The organism is Aeromonas sp. FDAARGOS 1406 (genome assembly GCF_019048565.1).
Classification (GTDB): Bacteria; Pseudomonadota; Gammaproteobacteria; order Enterobacterales; family Aeromonadaceae; genus Aeromonas; species Aeromonas caviae.
Map to the genome: position 1 here is coordinate 3,618,221 of NZ_CP077378.1, position 15,928 is coordinate 3,634,148.

Sequence of the window (15,928 nt, forward strand, 5' to 3'; positions counted from 1 at the left end):
AGCCACGACATGTATGACCGTTTGATCCCCCCCGAGCGCATTCACCCCTGGGGAGACGAAGACCTGCTGGAGGCGACGGAGCAGGACCGCACCCGCATCGTGCAGGCGGCGCCGGTGCGTCGGTTGCAGCAGAAGACCCAGGTCTTCCCGCTCGATGTGAAAGCCTCGGTGCGCAGCCGCCTCACCCATTCGCTGGAGGTGCAGGAGACCGGTCGCCAGATCAGTCGCCGCATCCTGGCGGCGCTGCCGGCCGGAGTGGTGTGCGAGGGGGCCTTCATCAATCTGGTGGAGATGTCCTGCCTGTTGCACGATGTCGGCAACCCGCCGTTTGGCCATTTCGGCGAGCAGGTGATGAGTCAGTGGCTTGCCCAGGAGCTGGACGGCCTCTTCGCCCGTGCCCACGACCAGTTGCCGAGCGCCCAGTGGGCAACCCTTCGCCAGGATCTGCTGGTGTTTGACGGCAATGCCCAGAGCCTGCGACTGGTGCACAGCCTGCACGAGCTGAACCTCACCCTGGGGCAACTGGCGGCGCTGTGCAAATACCCGCAGCAGCCCCTGCCGGGATTGCACCATCCCCAGGGCTATGGTCAGCACCACGGCTGGACCAGCAAGCGCGGCATCTTCTTCAGCGAACAACCCCTCTATCGTGCCCTCGGCCAGAGCCTGGGGCTGGCCGAGGGGTGCCGTCATCCGCTGGTCTACATCATGGAGGCGGCGGACGACATCTCTTACTGCATCGCCGATCTCGAGGATGCGGTGGACAGGCACATCCTCACCCAGAACGAACTGCTGGCAGCCCTGCGCGAGGCGGACGAGGGCGGTTACATGGCCGACCTGCTCGATGAGGCGCTTGCCTCCGGTCGGGGGTTCCTCCCCCATTTTCGCCAGCATCTGACCCGGGATCTGGTGGCGCTGGCCGCCCATACCTATGTGGCCGAGCACGATCAGATCCTGAGCGGGGCCTATCCCCAGGCGCTGCTGCACGGTCAGGCTCCGGCAGCCCGGGTACTCGATACCCTCAAGCGGGTGGCTCGCGAGCTGGTGTTCATGCGCCCGGAGGTGGAGGCGCTGGAGCTGGAAGGCTATGCCGCCCTGCGCGGGGTGCTCTCCACCTACGCCTGCCTGCTGGCCCTGCCCGTCAGCCAGTTCGAGCGGCTGCTCGCAGGCAACGGCGGGAGCGAGCTCTTCTTTGCCCGGCGGCTGTTCCACCGCCTCTCTGCCCGCCACCTCAAGGCGTACCGGCTGGCGGTGGCGAGCCGGGATCCCCGTTTCGAAAAGGAGAGCGAGCAGGAGTGGTACTACCGGGTGCGGCTGCTGCTCGATTATGTGAGCGGCATGACGGATACCTATGCACTGGAGGAGTTCCGGCTGTTGTCAGGGATTTGACTGAACCTCTTTTTGGCCGCATTCCACCCATATGGGTGGGAGAGATATTGCGTAAAATTCGGTGTTTTTTTACACTGCGGCAACTTGTTCAACTTTCACACGGTAAGGAGACGACCATGCAACATTCCATGTTCAACGTTGCGTTCGATCGCTGCTCTGGCAGCGCGAAGACTCGTGCTCTTTATTTGCCGCGTGGAGGGGACAGGTAACACCTGCTTTTTTCATCACCCGCGGTTGTCCCGCAGGGTGATCACCTCTCTCCGGGGGAACCGCACGTTCAACTGGAGAATATTATGTCTATCGAACTCGCCCTGCTGCGCCACGTAGAGACCCTGGTTCAAAAAAGGATCACCCGGCTGGAGCGTCGCGTCAGCTACCTGCATCTTTCACCTGCCCTGCTCAAAGACATCGGGCTGGAAGGCAAGGAAGTGCAGATCGCCCACATCCGTGAGCGGGAGTTTCAAACCGGTTTCCGGCTCGGGAACCGAATAACCTGATGGGAGGGGGCCTGGCCCCCGACCTGGTGGATGGCAGGCCTGGGCCTGCCATTTTTCTTTCCTGATGAGCATTGTCTCAATTTAGTTGTCGCACATTGCGCCAAACACTCCATGATCCCCCTCCGTTTCGTATGGGAGTTGATAATGTTCCGCCGCTGCTGTCGTCTCATCCTGCTATGTGGTCTGGCTTTCTGGAGCCTGATGGTTGCGGCTGCGCCGGCGCAACTGGACCAGAGCAACTTCACCCTGGACGAACTGCGCTGGCTTGCCACCCATGATGAACTGGTCGTCGGCATGCCTTCGGCGGCCTGGCCACCCTATGTCTATACCGATGGACGCGGCAATTTCACCGGCCCCCTGGATGAGTTCGCCTCCCAGATTGCAGCCAGGCTGGGGGTGAGCCTTCGCTACCGTGCCTACGTCAACAATGCGGCGGTCCAGCAGGCCTTGCTGGATGGCAAGGTCGACATGTTGATCGGGGTGGCACCGAGCCCGACCCGCACCCTGCAGATGCAATTTACCTCCGAGCTGATGGCACTGCCCCGCGCCGTGCTGCTGACGGGGGGGCGGGAGAGCCTCTCCCTGGAGGAGGCCTATGGGGTGCGCTGGGTCTGCGTCTTCGGTGTCAGCGCCTGCGATGAGCTGCTGCGCCTTGGGATCTCGAACCTGATCACGGCCGACAGCCGGGACGAGGCGATCTTCATGCTCAAGGAGGGCAAGGCGGATGCCTACCTGGCCGAGCTGCCCATGCTGAACAGGCTGCAAGCCATGGCGGGCATGGCGCTGGCCAGGATCGACTGGATGAGGGATACCTCCCTCGCCATGGCCGTGGCACCCGGGAATGATGTCTTGCAGGGATTGCTGGAGCGGGCCCTCGAGGATATCTCTCCCTTAGAGCGTCGCGCCATTCTGGAGGCGGGGGATATCCTCGACTATGCCCTGGTGAAAAGGAGCAGGGAGATCGTCTTCAATCCGCAGGAGCAGGCGTGGTTGCAAGCACATCCGGTCATCCGCTACGGGGTTGCCCCGGATTGGCCCGGGATGAGCGAGGTGGACGACAGGGGGCGGCTCAAGGGGCTCATTGCCGATCTGCTGGCACTGATGAGCCAGCGTGCCGGGCTCCAGTTCACCTTGGTGCCGACCCGGAGCTGGGCCCAGAGCATGGCGCTATTCCAGGATCGCAAGCTGGATCTCATCCCGGCCATGACTCCCACCGCGGAGCGTCAGCAGTTTGCCCGCTTTACCCCCAACTACGCGTCGATCAACCGGGTGGTCGTGGCGAGGCAGGGGATGGCCGAGCTCACCGCCGCCAGGGCACTGAAAGGGCACAGGGTGGGCATGGTGGGGGGCTCGGTGGAGCAGGTCTTGCTGAACGAGGTGGGGGCCATCGCGGTGCCGGTGGCCAGCGATGCCGATTTGCTGCCCCTGCTGGACCAGCAGAAGGTCGACTATGTGCTGATGAGCACCACCACCCTGGAGCAGTCGCTGCAAAAGGGATTCAGCGATCGCTACCAGGTGGTCTTCTCCGGCAGCGAGCTACGGGTACCCATCGCCATGGCGACCCAGTTGCAGGACCCCATGCTGCAGCAGATCCTCACCAAGGTGCTGATCGCCATTCCCCCCGACGAGCTCTCCGCCCTGGAGAAAAAGTGGCTCTCCCTGACCATACAGACGGGACTGGATCCGAAGACGGTGCTGCTCTGGTCCTCCCTTGGCGGCGGCATTTTCCTGCTCTGCCTCTTGCTGTTCATGGGCTGGAACCGGACGTTGCGCCGCCAGATCAGCCAGCGGCGGGAGGCCGAGCGGCGGCTCGAAGAGCAGTTGATGTTTGTCCAGATGATGCTGGATGCCCTGCCCAACCAGGTGGTGCTGACCAACGAGCGCTATGAAGTGGCAATGACGAACCGGGCGTACCGGCAGATGTTTCTCGGCGGGGAGAACCTGACGGGCTCCTATGAGCGGTTGCTCCAGGATCGATTGCCAGAGTCGATCCGCGCCAGGGTGATGGAGGAGGATGCCAGCGTCTGGGAGAGCGGAGAGGAGCTTCATGGCCGGGGCGAGATCCGGTTTGATGACGACCGCCTGCACCAGATGATCTACACCAAGCGGCTCTTTGCGGGGCCCGATGACAAGCGACTCGGGATCCTGACCGTGCTGACCGATGTGACCGAGCTGGAGCAGGCGCGGTTTGCGGCCCAGGAGGCGCAGACCCGGCTGACCCAGATCACCGACAGCATGCCGGGTCTGGTCTATCAGTATCACTGGCTTGGGCCGGGCAAGGGGCACTTCCTCTACACCTCGCAAGGGGTCAGGGAGATGGTGGGGGTCGAAGAGGACCTGGTCGGCATGGCGGTCACCGGTGCCTCCATCCTGGGGCTGACAGGCAAGGCGCACGAGGACTTCGTGGCCACGGTGGATCGTCATGCCCTGAGCATGCAGCCGCTGGATCTCGAGGTGGAGATCAGGCGCCAGGGGGAGGCGGGCTATTTGCAGATCCGTGGTCACTTCGTTCACCAGGAGGGGCTTGAAGGGGTCATATTGAACGGCGTGGTGCAGGACATCACCAAGCTCAAGCGCCAGGAGCTGGAGCTGCGCCAGGCCAGGCGGGTGGCGGAGGAGGCGACCCAGGCGCGCAGCCGCTTCCTCGCCACCATGAGTCATGAGCTTCGCACTCCCATCTCCGGCATGCACGGTATGCTGGAGCTGCTGCAAATGAGCCCGCTGGATGACGATCAGCGCTACATGTTGCGCAATATCTCGACCTCCACCAACCACCTGCTCTATCTGGTGAACGACAGCCTGGACTTCTCCAAGATGGAAGCCGGGCAGTTGCAACTGCATCCCCATCACTGCCGCCTGACCTCGGTGATTTGCGATGTCATCCGGGGACATGCGGCCCTGGCCTATGGCAAGGGACTCATTGTGACGCTGCGGTGGGGGAAGACGGTGCCGGATCTGGCCTGCATCGACGGGATCAGGGTGGGGCAGGTGATCTCCAATCTGTTGAACAACGCGGTGAAGTTCACCGAGGCGGGGGCGATCGCCATCCAGGTGGATTATGAAGACGACCGGCTGGCCTTCCGGGTCCGGGATACCGGGATAGGCATCGCCCTGGAGCAGCAGCGCACCCTCTTCATCCCGTTCAAGCAGGTGGAGTCCGACACCAACCGCCGGTTTGGCGGCACCGGGCTTGGGCTTGCCATCTGTCATCAACTCACCCAGAAAATGGGGGGGAGCCTGACCCTGGAAAGTACCCCCGGAATGGGCACCTGCGTGACCTTCACGCTGCCCCTGGCCGAGTGCCAGTGGGAAGCGCCCCCCCTGACCGGTCAGGTATGGTGGTGGTTTGGGGAGGATGAGGGGCTGGAATCGGTGATGGCCAGGCTGGGCGCCAGACTGGTACGCATGGAGGCACACCATTGGCAGCAGCCCCTCGAGGGGCATCTGCTGGCGCAGGAGAATCACCTGGAACAGGCCCTTGGCAGTGACTGGCTGGCCTGTTTGCAGCGTTCGAACCTCAAGGGCATAGTACTCTCTCCCCATGAGGCCCTGCGAGGGCGCATGGGGGGCGACGCCTGGTGGCGACTGGGACAATCGCCCCTCTACCCCGATCTGTTGCTGGAAACCTGCCAGTCACTGTTCAACCAGCAGGCGAGCCAGTCGAAGGGGATGGAGGGGGAGAAGCTCAAGGGGCGGGTGCTGGTGGCCGATGATCACCCCGTCAACCGGGCATTGCTGACGAGACAGCTCGCTATCCTGGGGCTCGAGTCCGAGGTGGTGGAAGATGGCGAGGAGGCGCTGCGCGCCTGGCAGGGGCAGGACTTCGCCCTGCTGCTGACCGACTGCCACATGCCGGTGATGGATGGCTATGCCCTCACGCGAGCCTTGCGGGATGCCGGGGACAGTGCTCCCATTATCGGGGTGACGGCCGATACCTCTGAGGAGGCGAGCCAACAGATGCGTGATGCCGGCATGAACGACATGCTGTTCAAGCCCTACAGCCTGGATGCCCTGAGCCAGACCCTGGGACGCTGGTTGCCGACTCAGGAAGAACAGCTCACCTCGGAGGCGCCCCGGCAAGCCAGGGTTCAGCTGCCAGGCATAAGCTGGTTGACCCTGTTCGGGGATGAAGCGGTGGCACGCAGCATGGCCAGCGAATACCTGGAAGCCAACGAGCAGGATGGCGAGGACATGAGGCTGGCGCTGGCCAGCCAGGATACCCAGGCGCTGGTGGAGACGGCACATCGCATCAAGGGGGCCGCGCGCATGGTAGGACAGCAGGCATTGGCAGAGGAGGCGGCCCGGCTGGAGGCGGCGGCCAGATTGAAACAACTGGACAAGCTCGATGACCTGGCCAGGGCGGTACAGGCATTGATGGACTCTATCAGAGGTGAAACGGGGTTATGGCTCGATGAATAGCGCACGGCATGAGTTGGCGATCATGGTGGTGGAGGATCACAACTTCCAGCGCAAGGCCCTGATGCACCAGATCCGCGGACTGGGCTACGGCAACCTGCTGGAGGCGCAGGACGGGGAGGAGGCGCTGGCACAGTGCCAGCACCACAGGGTCGACATCCTGTTCTGCGATCTGCGCATGCCGGGCATGGATGGCATGGCGCTGCTGCGCCGCCTCTCCCTTGGCGGGTTCCGCGGCGGCATTGTGCTGTGCAGCGCCCTGGAGGATGACGTGGTCGATGCCGTGCTGCGCATGAGCCGGGCCTATGGCCTGCAGGTGCTGGGGCGCATCGAGAAACCCGCGTCTCCCCAGCAGATCGCGCAGCTCATCGGTGCCTGGCGGCCCCAGCAGGTGCGCAGCCAGGAAGAGGATGGTTATCACCTGACCCTGGATGAGCTGCGCCGGGCGCTGGATCAGGACCAGTTGCTGCCCTGGTATCAACCCAAGGTGGGTTTTCACAACGGGGAGTGGCTCGGCATGGAGGCGCTTGCCCGCTGGCAGCACCCCGAATATGGCCTCATCTCGCCGGCCCGTTTCATCCCGCTGGCGGAGCACAACGGGCTCATCGACCCGCTCACCGAGGTGATCATCGGCAAGGCGCTGCGGGACGGCCACCTGTGGGAGAAGACAGGGCTCTCCCTGAACCTGTCGATGAACCTGTCCACCACTTCCCTCATTGAGGGGGATCTGTGCAACACCCTGCTCAGCCACTGCCAGCGCTGGAGCATCAACCCCGAGCTCATCACCCTCGAAGTAACCGAGAGCGCTTTCGTCAAGGATCTCGGCAAGTCGCTGGAGGTGCTGACCCGCTTGCGGATGCACGGTTTTGGTCTCTCCATCGATGATTTCGGGACCGGCTACTCCTCCATGCAGCAGCTCGCCCTGCTCCCCTTTACCGAGTTGAAACTGGACAGATCCTTCGTGGATCGCTGCTATGAAGATCCCTCTCGCCTAGCCATCATCGAGTCCAGCATCGAGCTGGCTCGCAAGTTGGGCTTGAAATCGGTGGCCGAGGGGGTCGAAGATGAGGCGACCTGGCAATTGCTGGCGAAACTGGGGTGCGATCAATGCCAGGGCTTCTTCTCCGCCCGTCCCATGCCCCGCGAGGAGCTGATGGGATGGCATCAGGGTTGGCAGGCTCGTTTGCCCGCGCTCATCAGACGCTAATCCCGGGCAGGATGCCCGACGAATTCCAAGGATGGCCATGAAAATATCAAGCAAGTTGTTGTTGAGCTTCTGTTTTATCAACCTGCTCATCATTCTCTCCTCCGCCCTTGTCTATCATCAGCTCGGCCGGATCGAAGGCTCGCAAGATGCCTTGCTGGCCCAGGCCCTGCCCGCCCTGCAGCGGGACGAGGCGAGCCAGAAAGCCCTGATTGCCACCGTTTCATCCCTGCGGGCCTATCTCATCCTCGGCAAGGATCCGGCACAGGGTGATCGCATCAAGCAGGAGTGGGAAGAGGCCTGGCACGCCATCGATCGCCAGCGTTTCACCCCCGACCTGACCCGGGCACTCAAGGATTTCAAGGGGGCACAGTCACAGGTGTGGGCCCTGGCTCACACCGAAGAGAACCTGCCCGCCCACACCCTGATGCTGCTGGAGGCCGGCCCCCTGGCGGAATCGGCCCTCGATCAGTTGCAGTCTTTTGCCAATGAAGAGGTGGCGACGCCCCAGGCGACGTTGCCCGGTGACAGGCGCCTGCTGCTCAAGCAGGTGGGGGATGCCTACAACAGCCTGGGCAATGCGCTCTCCGCCCTGCGGGATTTCCTCATCTCGGGGGAGAAGGAGTACCTGGACAAGTACCGGGACTACTACCAGTTTCACCAGCAGCGGGTGGCCGAGCTGAAACAGCAGGAGGCCAACTTCACCGAGGCACAAAAAGGGCTCTGGACGCTCTTTGAAGAGATGTCAGCCCCCTTTGCCGAGCTGGTCGGCCAGGTGATCGAGAAGCGCCAGGCCCCGGACTGGGACAGGGCCAACCACCTGATGGCCACCGAGATAGAGCCCGCCCTGACCCGGCTGGCGGGTCAGCTGGCGACTCAGGTGACCCATACCCGTGCCGAGGTGGACAAGATGGCGGGGGAGATGGCGGCCGCCAGTCAGGCTATTCACCGCACCCTGCTGCTGGCCACCACCAGCGTCATCCTGCTGGGCACCCTGGTGGCCCTGCTGTTCAGCCGGCGCCTGACCCGGGACATCGCCAGCCTGGTGAAACGGGCGGGCCTGGTGGCCGATGGCCGCCTCCCCGTCACCCCCTTGCCCGTGCTTCGTCAGGATGAGCTGGGAGGGCTCACGGGCTCCATCAATCGGATGTCGGCACAGTTGCGCGAGCTGGTGGGGGAGATCCAGGGGGCGGTCGGTCAGGTGGAAGGGGCTGGCCGCGAGGTGGGCCAGACCACCAATGCCATCGTGGATGATCTGGCAAGCCAGAATCAGCGGCTCGATGCGGTGGCAGCCGCCATCGAGCAGATGTCGGTCAGTACCCGGGATGTGGCGGGCAACATTGCGGACGCGGCGGGAGCGGCTCGCCAGACCGAGCAACAGGCAAGGGAGGGGGAGCAGGCCCTCGCCCGCATGGGGACCACCATGGCGCAGATTGGTGCCATGATTGCCCAGGCAAACCAGGCGATGACGCAGCTCAGCAGCCAGAGCGAGCAGGTGGGGAGGGTCACCGAAGTGATCGCCACCATCGCCGAGCAGACCAATCTGCTGGCACTCAATGCGGCCATCGAGGCGGCGCGAGCCGGTGAGCAGGGACGGGGATTTGCCGTGGTGGCCGATGAAGTGAGGCAGTTGGCCAGCCGCACCAGCGCATCGACCATGGAGATCAACCAGACCATTGCCAGCATCCAGCAGCAGACCCGGGAGACCGCGGATACCGTGGGCAGCGGCACCCTGCTGGTGGAGCAGGGGCGCGGCGCCGTAGCCTCGGTGACCGAGACCCTGGAGTCGATGGCAACGCTGGTGCAGGATCTCAGCGGCCAGCTTGCCGCCATCGCCACCGCCACCGAGCAGCAGTCAAGGGCGGCGCAGGAGGTGGCGGGCACGGTGGAGGAGATTGCCGGGCTCAGCCATCAGTCCAGCGAGCATGGCCAGCAGGGGGAGCAGATCGCCGCCCGCCTGACCCGGGAGACGGGGAGACTGACATCGGCCATCAGCCGCTTCGAACTGGATGCCTGACGCAAGGGAGAGAAAAATGGGGCAGACCTCTGGGTCTGCCCCGTTTTTTTCGGCCCGATAACCTGGTGGTGGAAGGATGCACGTCGCAGGTGCGGTCCTGACCGTTCGGAAGCAGGGGGATGGTGTCTTGTGTACTGCCCTGTGGCTCTTTCTGCCGACAGGACGGGTCACTCCAGGCGGCGGAAGGCCTGGTTTTCGAAGCTGCTGCAGGTCTCCTGGTTGAGCAGGTTGACCAGCAGGATGGCCCGCTTTTCGCCATCCGGCTCCAGATAGATGGCTTCAAACCCGGCGAGGGGGCCGGATTCGATAAGTACCTTGTCTCCCTGGGTCGGCAGACGGGCATAGCTGGCGCGCGCCTCGTCGCTGTCGTCCCGGCTCATGAGCCGGTAGATCAGCTGGCTGCTGACGGGGGTCCACTCCTTGCCGAAGTGGATGATGCGACTGATGCCCCGGGTCGATTTCAGGGTGACCGGGGTGACCTCTTCCAGATCCACGTAGATGAAGAGATAGTTGGGGAACATGGGCTCGCGCTGGGGCACGCGCTTGCCTCGCCGCAGTTTTTCAATCTCGACCATGGGGTAATAGGATTCCACGCCCTGGGCTGCCAGATGGGCACGGGCGCGGGCCTCTTCCTTGGGTTTGCAGTAGGCCAGATACCATTTCTTCATTGTTGTTCTGTTTTTCGTGTTGCCGTGCTTGTGGCTATGATAACGGGGGTAAAAAAAAAGGCCACGCTTGACGTGGCCTTTTTTCCAGAGTGAGTGATTACCAACCTTTCACCAGACCGCCCTTGAACAGCTCGGTCCCTTTCTTGAAGACCTCGTCGGTCTGGAAGGACTGGACGAACTCCTTGACCTTCTCGTCGTCCTTGTTGTTCTCGCGAGCAACGATCAGGTTGACGTAGGGAGACTCCTTGTCTTCGACAAACAGGCCGTTCTCGGTCGGGGTCAGACCAATCTGACCGGCGAAGGTGTTGTTGATGATGGCCAGATCCACGTCTTCCAGGGAGCGCGGCAGTTGTGCGGCTTCCAGCTCGACGATCTTGAAGTTGCGCGGGTTGCTGGCGATGTCCAGTACGGTCGCTTCCAGACCGGCACCCTCTTTAAGCTTCAGCAGGCCCTGCTTCTCCAGCAGGATCAGGGAACGACCCAGGTTGGTCGGATCGTTCGGCACCGCGATCTGGGCACCGTCTTTCAGCTCGGACAGGGCCTTGACCTTCTTGGAGTAACCGGCGATCGGATAGACGAAGGTGTTGCCGACCGGCACCAGCTTGAAGCCGCGATCACGGATCTGGGCATCCAGGTAGGGCTTGTGCTGGAAGGCGTTGACGTCGACGCTGCCGTCGTTCAGGGCCACGTTCGGGGTGACGTAGTCGGAGAAGGTGACCACTTCGACGGTCAGGCCGTATTTTTCCTTGGCCACCTTGGCCGCGGTCTCAACCAGCTCGGTCTCGGGACCGGCGATGGCGCCCACCTTCAGGGTCTTGTTCTCTTCCTTCTGGCCGCAGCCGACCAGTACCAGGGTTGCCAGCAGCGCAGCTGCTGCGGATTTGATGCCCAATTTCATAAAAACCTCCTGTCAGAAATCGACGATTAACGATGATCACATTGTTTGACCAGGCGCTCACCCGCGCTCTGGATAAGTTGAACCAGTACTACCAGGATAACCACGGTTACCAGCATGACGGTGGGATCGAAACGCTGGTAGCCGTAGCGAATACCCACATCACCGAGACCACCGCCTCCGATGGCACCTGCCATGGCGGAGTAGTTCACCAGGGTGACGAGGGTGATGATGACGCTGTTGAGGATCCCCGGCAGGGCCTCGGGCAGCAGCACCTTGGCGATGATTTGCAGGGGCTTGGCCCCCATGGCCTTGGCCGCTTCCAGCAGGCCGTCAGGCACCTCCATCAGAGCCCCTTCCACCAGGCGGGCGATGAAGGGAATGCAGCCCACGGTCAGCGGCACGATGGCGGCGATGGTGCCGATGCTGGTGCCGACGATGAAGCGGGTCAACGGAATGATGGCGACCAGCAGAATGATGAAGGGCACCGAGCGACCGACGTTGACGATGACGCCCAGGACCTTGTTGAGCAGCGGATTGGCCAGGATCTGGCCCGCCTTGGTCACGTGCAGCGCCACGCCGAGCGGCAGGCCGAGCAGGCAGCCGAACAGGGCGGAGGCAAACACCATGATGAGGGTGTCGCCCAGAGCCGAAATCAGCAGATTAATCATTGCTTCGGACATGAATCATCCCCTCCAGCTGAATACGAAAGTTGAGCCGCCAAGGGCTGGGCATCGCACATCAGTCATTGCTTCGGACATAACCCATTACCTCCAGCTGAATGTGGTTGTCGATGAGGAACTGTTGGGTGGCCTCGCACTGGGCCTCGTCCCCGAACAGTTCCGCCAGCAGGAAGCCGAACTTGACGCCACCGGCGTATTCGATGTCTGCGCTCAGGATGCTGATGTCGATGTTGAAACGGCGGCTCGCCTCGGAAATCAGCGGCGAATCCACCGTGGTCCCGGTAAAGCCGAGCTTCACCAGGGGATAGCTGCCGGGCACCCGGTCGCTACTCATCCGATCCTGATACTCCTGGGGCACTTCCAGGTGGATGGTGGAGTGGATGAAATCCCGGGCCAGCTGGGTCTTGGCATTGCTAAAGAACCAGGCCACTTCCCCCTGCTCGATGAGACGGCCGTCGCTGATGATGGCCACTTCGTCGCAGATCCCCTTCACCACGTCCATTTCGTGGGTGATGAGCAGTATGGTGAGCCCCAGCTTGACGTTGATCTCCTTGAGCAGGGTCAGGATCGAGCGGGTGGTCTGGGGGTCGAGGGCCGAGGTGGCCTCGTCACACAGCAGGACCTTGGGAGCCGGTGCCAGGGCTCGGGCGATGGCGACGCGCTGCTTCTGCCCGCCGGAGAGCTCGGACGGATAGGCGTGGGCACGGGCTTCCAGCCCGACCAGGGCCAGCAGTTCGCTGACCCGGCTCTGGATCTTGTCCTTGCTCCAGCCCGCCAGCTCCAGCGGGAAGGCGATGTTGGCGGAGACGGTGCGAGAGGCCAGCAGGTTGAAGTGCTGGAAGATCATGCCGATCTGGCGGCGAGCCTGAGTCAGATCCCGCTCGCTCAGGGCGACCAGGTCCTGGCCATCGACGATGACCTGCCCCTCGGTGGGGCGCTCCAGCAGGTTGACGCAGCGGATGAGGGTACTCTTGCCGGCACCGGAGGCACCGATCACCCCGAAGATCTTGCCTTGGGGCACATGCAGGCTCACGTCACGCAGGGCGTGCACGGCATCACTGCCTTTACCGTAGACTTTGTTGAGACCGATCAACTTAATCATGGATTCTTCCGTGCTAACAGCCTTAAAGCACAGGGCGCTACAGGCGGGTAAATTGGGCAGAGGTTTCACTGGGTAGCTCTGTCATCATGGAGGATGATGCTAAGATGTCCGGATGGCTGTGTCAACGCATGTTTTTACGTCTAGACGTCTAAAAAATGGATAAGGATTCCCGCCATTTGACTATGGTGTGGAGGTATCACCACCAGCATCAATATTAGATTCCGATTTGATGACTCTAGTCCGAATATAAGCTGGTAAATATCTTTTATGTCGTCGATTTGATGCCTCCCCTTCGGACAAGGTGCCCGGTTGTCCGGGCAGTCTCGCTGCCGGTTTCCCCTTCCTCCTGCCGTCTCTTTTCCTGCTTTCTTTTCCATCTCCTTGATGCAGAACAATAAATGACCAGTTTGTGGCCGTGTCGACATGCCAGCTCCCTATACTGGCTGCAGGTGGATGCCAGGAGAGGGGCGAGATGCGATTCCAACAGATCAAGGACCTGATGCTCTATCTCGAGGAGCTTCATCATCGGCAAGGGCACATTTACGGGCGCCAGATCCCCCGGGTGGATGCTGAGCGCAGCAGAATGTTGCTGGCCTATCTGCAAGGGCGGGAGGATGCCGCGGCGGCTCATCTGCACGATTATCGCGAGCAGATGGGAAGCGCGGTGAAGGAGACCTGGCTGGATCAGGGATTTGGCGAGGATCTGCTGGCCGAGGGGGATCGTCTGGCGCTGCCCGCCACAACCCAGCCCGCGGAGATAGTGGCCCTGGTGTCACGCCAGGAGGAGAGGCTCATCGGCGAGCTGGAACGTCTGGCCCGGGAGTGCCCCACGCCCGACACGGCGGCGCTGCTGAAAGCCCTGGCCTCCATGGCCCAATCCCGCCTGACCCGTCTGGTACACGGTGCTCATCGCCTCGACGATCTCTGAGCCCGGATGGGAGAGACCCGGCACGGGCCGGGTCTTCTGATGTTGCTGGCGGTCAGCCCCCTTGCCGGGCCGCGCCATAGAGGGCGGCGCCTATGATGCCGGCCTGGTTGAGGTTCGCGGCCGCCACCAGGGGAGCCCGGGTCTCAATCTTGTCGATGAACTTGTCGAGCTTGGCGGCGCTGCCGCCCCCCAGGATGAAGAGGTCGGGGGAGAACAGAAACTCCAGGCGAGCCAGGTATTTGTTGAAACGTTTGCCCCAGCGGCCCCAGGAAAGATCCTCGCGCTTGCGCACCGCATCGGAGCAATAGTGTTCGGCCACCATGCCTTCCAGCATCAGGTGACCCAGTTCGGTATTGGGCAGCAACTGGCCATTGACGAAGACGGCGGTACCGATGCCGGTGCCGACGGTGATGAGAATGATAACGCCCTGGCGATCCTGCCCGGTGCCAAAGCGCATCTCCGCCAGACCGGCCGCATCGGCGTCGTTCAGGACATGGCAGGGCAGGCCGGTCACATCGGCAAACAGGTGGGCGGCATCGGTCTCAATCCAGCTCTTGTCGATGTTGGAGGCATTCTTGGCGATGCCGTTGTGGATGGTGGCGGGAAACCCGCACCCCACGGGACCCTTCCATTGGAAGTGCTCGACCAGCGCCTTGAGGGTGTGTGCCACGGCGGCCGGGGTTGCCGGTTGCGGTGTGGCGATGCGGTGGCGTTCGCCAATCAGCTCCCCAGTTTCGGTGTCGACCAGGCAGCCCTTGATCCCGGACCCCCCAATATCTACTCCCAGCATCTGCATCAGAATCTTCCTTTTATTGTGCCGATGTTCAATGGTCGGCAGAGCATGAAAAAATGGCTGCGATCCGGCAAGTGCCAGATCACTTATGCGTGATCCGGCAGACCTTTTTCGATGCAGCGGATCAGCAATCGCGTCTTTTTATTCTCTTCCTGCTGACGCTTGGCCAGGGTCGCCAGCGCCCACTCGATATGCTCGGCCACCATGGGCGCCGCCTCAGGCAGCGCCTGTTCCAGGGCGGCCAGGACCTCGCTGCTGGCCGGTCCGTTGCCAAGGGCCACCGCCAGGTTGCGGCGCCAGCGCTGATAGCCGATGCGGCGGATGGGGCTGCCTTCCGTGTGCTTGAGAAATTCGGCCTCGCTCCAGCCCCACAAGGTCAAGAGGGGCGGGCGGTGCAGATTGGGGCGCGGGCTGAAGTCGGGCTCCGGGCTGGCATCGGCATAGCGGTTCCAGGGGCAGATGAGCTGGCAGTCGTCACAGCCATAGATGCGATTGCCCATGAGCTGCCTGAACTCCTCGGGAATGGGGCCGTCATTCTCGATGGTGAGATAGGAGATGCAGCGCCGTCCGTCTACCACATAGGGGGCGATGATGGCACCGGTGGGGCAGATATTGATGCAGGCCACGCACTTGCCACACAGCTCCTTCTCCACCGGGGTATCCACGGGCAGCGGCAGGGCGATGAGCAATTCTCCCAGAAAGAAGAAGGAGCCGGCGGACTCGTTGATCAGCAGCGAGTGCTTGCCCACCCAGCCAAGGCCCGCCTTGGCCGCCAGCGGCCTTTCCAGAATAGGGGCCGAGTCGACGAAGGGGCGCCACTCTCCCAGGGTTTGCCCTGTCGCCTGCAACAGGGTTTCGCACCGCAGCTCGATGCGCTCCCCCAACTGTTTGAGCCGGTTGCGCAGCACCTTGTGGTAGTCGCGGCCGAGGGCATAGCGGCTGATGTAGCCGAGGGTGGGATCGCGCAGGGTGGCGGCAAAGCCCGCCTCGAACGGGAGGTAGTTCATCCGCACCGAGATGACCCGCAAGGTGCCCGGCAACAGCTCGTGGGGGCGGGCCCTCATCATGCCGTGGCGCGCCATGTAGTCCATGGTCCCGTGATAACCGGCATCCAGCCAGGCCTGCAACCTTGGCTCTTCCAGGGTGAGGTCGGTGTCGGCGATGCCGACCTGGTCAAATCCTAGCTCCCTTGCCCAGAGCTTGATATCGTGGGCCAGTTGCGCAAGTTCGGCAGCCGTCATGCAGCATCCCCCCTCTGCCTGCAGGAGTGTGGCAGGCGCAGGGCGGCAATATGGCGTGCCAGTTGCCGGGTCATGGGATGATGGAACGTGGGGGCCGT

At 62.7% G+C, this 15,928-nt stretch carries 12 protein-coding genes; 6 read left to right on the forward strand and 6 right to left on the reverse strand.

Annotation, left to right across the window (positions count from 1 at the left end):
* Positions 1 to 9 precede the first annotated feature (9 nt).
* The 5 genes from dgt (at position 10) to I6L36_RS17200 (ending at position 9,520) form a co-directional block, all read left to right on the forward strand.
* Positions 10 to 1,386 carry a dGTPase gene (gene dgt / locus I6L36_RS17180; RefSeq protein ID WP_109111927.1) on the forward strand — a complete coding sequence of 459 codons (1,377 nt, stop codon included), beginning with the start codon at positions 10 to 12 and terminating at the stop codon, positions 1,384 to 1,386.
* A gap of 293 nt (positions 1,387 to 1,679) precedes the next feature.
* A complete protein-coding gene (locus tag I6L36_RS17185) occupies positions 1,680 to 1,883 on the forward strand; it encodes a hypothetical protein (protein ID WP_041211124.1) in 204 nt (67 codons plus the stop codon).
* Positions 1,884 to 2,027: 144 nt separating this feature from the next.
* On the forward strand, positions 2,028 to 6,302 hold the full coding sequence (locus I6L36_RS17190; protein ID WP_216986751.1) for a transporter substrate-binding domain-containing protein: 4,275 nt from the start codon (positions 2,028 to 2,030) through the stop codon (positions 6,300 to 6,302).
* Positions 6,295 to 7,506 carry an EAL domain-containing protein gene (locus I6L36_RS17195; RefSeq protein WP_041214588.1) on the forward strand — a complete coding sequence of 404 codons (1,212 nt, stop codon included), beginning with the start codon at positions 6,295 to 6,297 and terminating at the stop codon, positions 7,504 to 7,506. The genes I6L36_RS17190 and I6L36_RS17195 overlap by 8 nt, the downstream gene beginning before the upstream one ends.
* A 37-nt stretch (positions 7,507 to 7,543) precedes the next feature.
* Positions 7,544 to 9,520, forward strand: a complete 1,977-nt coding sequence (locus I6L36_RS17200) for a methyl-accepting chemotaxis protein (protein ID WP_109112729.1) — start codon at positions 7,544 to 7,546, stop codon at positions 9,518 to 9,520.
* Between the two features lie 167 nt (positions 9,521 to 9,687).
* Here I6L36_RS17200 and rfaH read toward each other — a convergent pair whose 3' ends face one another.
* The 4 genes from rfaH to metN all read right to left on the reverse strand — a co-directional run bounded on the left by rfaH (position 9,688) and on the right by metN (position 12,868).
* The gene (gene rfaH / locus I6L36_RS17205) at positions 9,688 to 10,188 is read right to left on the reverse strand and encodes a transcription/translation regulatory transformer protein RfaH (protein WP_010673182.1); all 501 of its coding nucleotides are present in this window, start codon (positions 10,186 to 10,188) and stop codon (positions 9,688 to 9,690) included.
* Between the two features lie 97 nt (positions 10,189 to 10,285).
* A complete protein-coding gene (gene metQ, locus I6L36_RS17210; RefSeq protein WP_010673183.1) occupies positions 10,286 to 11,086 on the reverse strand; it encodes a methionine ABC transporter substrate-binding lipoprotein MetQ in 801 nt (266 codons plus the stop codon).
* Positions 11,087 to 11,112: 26 nt separating this feature from the next.
* A complete protein-coding gene (locus I6L36_RS17215; protein WP_029313844.1) occupies positions 11,113 to 11,766 on the reverse strand; it encodes a methionine ABC transporter permease in 654 nt (217 codons plus the stop codon).
* A gap of 58 nt (positions 11,767 to 11,824) precedes the next feature.
* Positions 11,825 to 12,868: a methionine ABC transporter ATP-binding protein MetN gene (gene metN / locus I6L36_RS17220; RefSeq protein ID WP_039040957.1), complete on the reverse strand. Its 1,044-nt coding sequence runs from the start codon at positions 12,866 to 12,868 to the stop codon at positions 11,825 to 11,827.
* A 472-nt stretch (positions 12,869 to 13,340) separates the two neighbouring features.
* Between metN and I6L36_RS17225 the strand changes: the two genes are divergently transcribed.
* Positions 13,341 to 13,796 carry a hypothetical protein gene (locus I6L36_RS17225; RefSeq protein ID WP_010673186.1) on the forward strand — a complete coding sequence of 152 codons (456 nt, stop codon included), beginning with the start codon at positions 13,341 to 13,343 and terminating at the stop codon, positions 13,794 to 13,796.
* Positions 13,797 to 13,848: 52 nt separating this feature from the next.
* Here the strand turns inward: I6L36_RS17225 and ppgK are convergent, their stop codons facing one another.
* Both ppgK and queG read right to left on the reverse strand, forming a co-directional pair.
* Positions 13,849 to 14,592 (reverse strand): polyphosphate--glucose phosphotransferase, encoded by a 744-nt coding sequence (ppgK, locus tag I6L36_RS17230; RefSeq protein ID WP_010673187.1) that lies wholly within the window; start codon positions 14,590 to 14,592, stop codon positions 13,849 to 13,851.
* An 83-nt stretch (positions 14,593 to 14,675) separates the two neighbouring features.
* Positions 14,676 to 15,830 carry a tRNA epoxyqueuosine(34) reductase QueG gene (gene queG, locus I6L36_RS17235; RefSeq protein WP_109112728.1) on the reverse strand — a complete coding sequence of 385 codons (1,155 nt, stop codon included), beginning with the start codon at positions 15,828 to 15,830 and terminating at the stop codon, positions 14,676 to 14,678.
* Between the last annotated feature and the right edge of the window lie 98 nt (positions 15,831 to 15,928).

Coding starts and splice junctions, on each gene's coding strand:
- dgt (WP_109111927.1), top strand. CDS start 10: ATGTATGACCGTTTGATCCCCCCCGAGCGCATTCACCCCTGGGGAGAC.
- I6L36_RS17185 (WP_041211124.1), top strand. CDS start 1,680: ATGTCTATCGAACTCGCCCTGCTGCGCCACGTAGAGACCCTGGTTCAA.
- I6L36_RS17190 (WP_216986751.1), top strand. CDS start 2,028: ATGTTCCGCCGCTGCTGTCGTCTCATCCTGCTATGTGGTCTGGCTTTC.
- I6L36_RS17195 (WP_041214588.1), top strand. CDS start 6,295: ATGAATAGCGCACGGCATGAGTTGGCGATCATGGTGGTGGAGGATCAC.
- I6L36_RS17200 (WP_109112729.1), top strand. CDS start 7,544: ATGAAAATATCAAGCAAGTTGTTGTTGAGCTTCTGTTTTATCAACCTG.
- rfaH (WP_010673182.1), bottom strand. CDS start 10,188: ATGAAGAAATGGTATCTGGCCTACTGCAAACCCAAGGAAGAGGCCCGC.
- metQ (WP_010673183.1), bottom strand. CDS start 11,086: ATGAAATTGGGCATCAAATCCGCAGCAGCTGCGCTGCTGGCAACCCTG.
- I6L36_RS17215 (WP_029313844.1), bottom strand. CDS start 11,766: ATGTCCGAAGCAATGATTAATCTGCTGATTTCGGCTCTGGGCGACACC.
- metN (WP_039040957.1), bottom strand. CDS start 12,868: ATGATTAAGTTGATCGGTCTCAACAAAGTCTACGGTAAAGGCAGTGAT.
- I6L36_RS17225 (WP_010673186.1), top strand. CDS start 13,341: ATGCGATTCCAACAGATCAAGGACCTGATGCTCTATCTCGAGGAGCTT.
- ppgK (WP_010673187.1), bottom strand. CDS start 14,592: ATGCAGATGCTGGGAGTAGATATTGGGGGGTCCGGGATCAAGGGCTGC.
- queG (WP_109112728.1), bottom strand. CDS start 15,830: ATGACGGCTGCCGAACTTGCGCAACTGGCCCACGATATCAAGCTCTGG.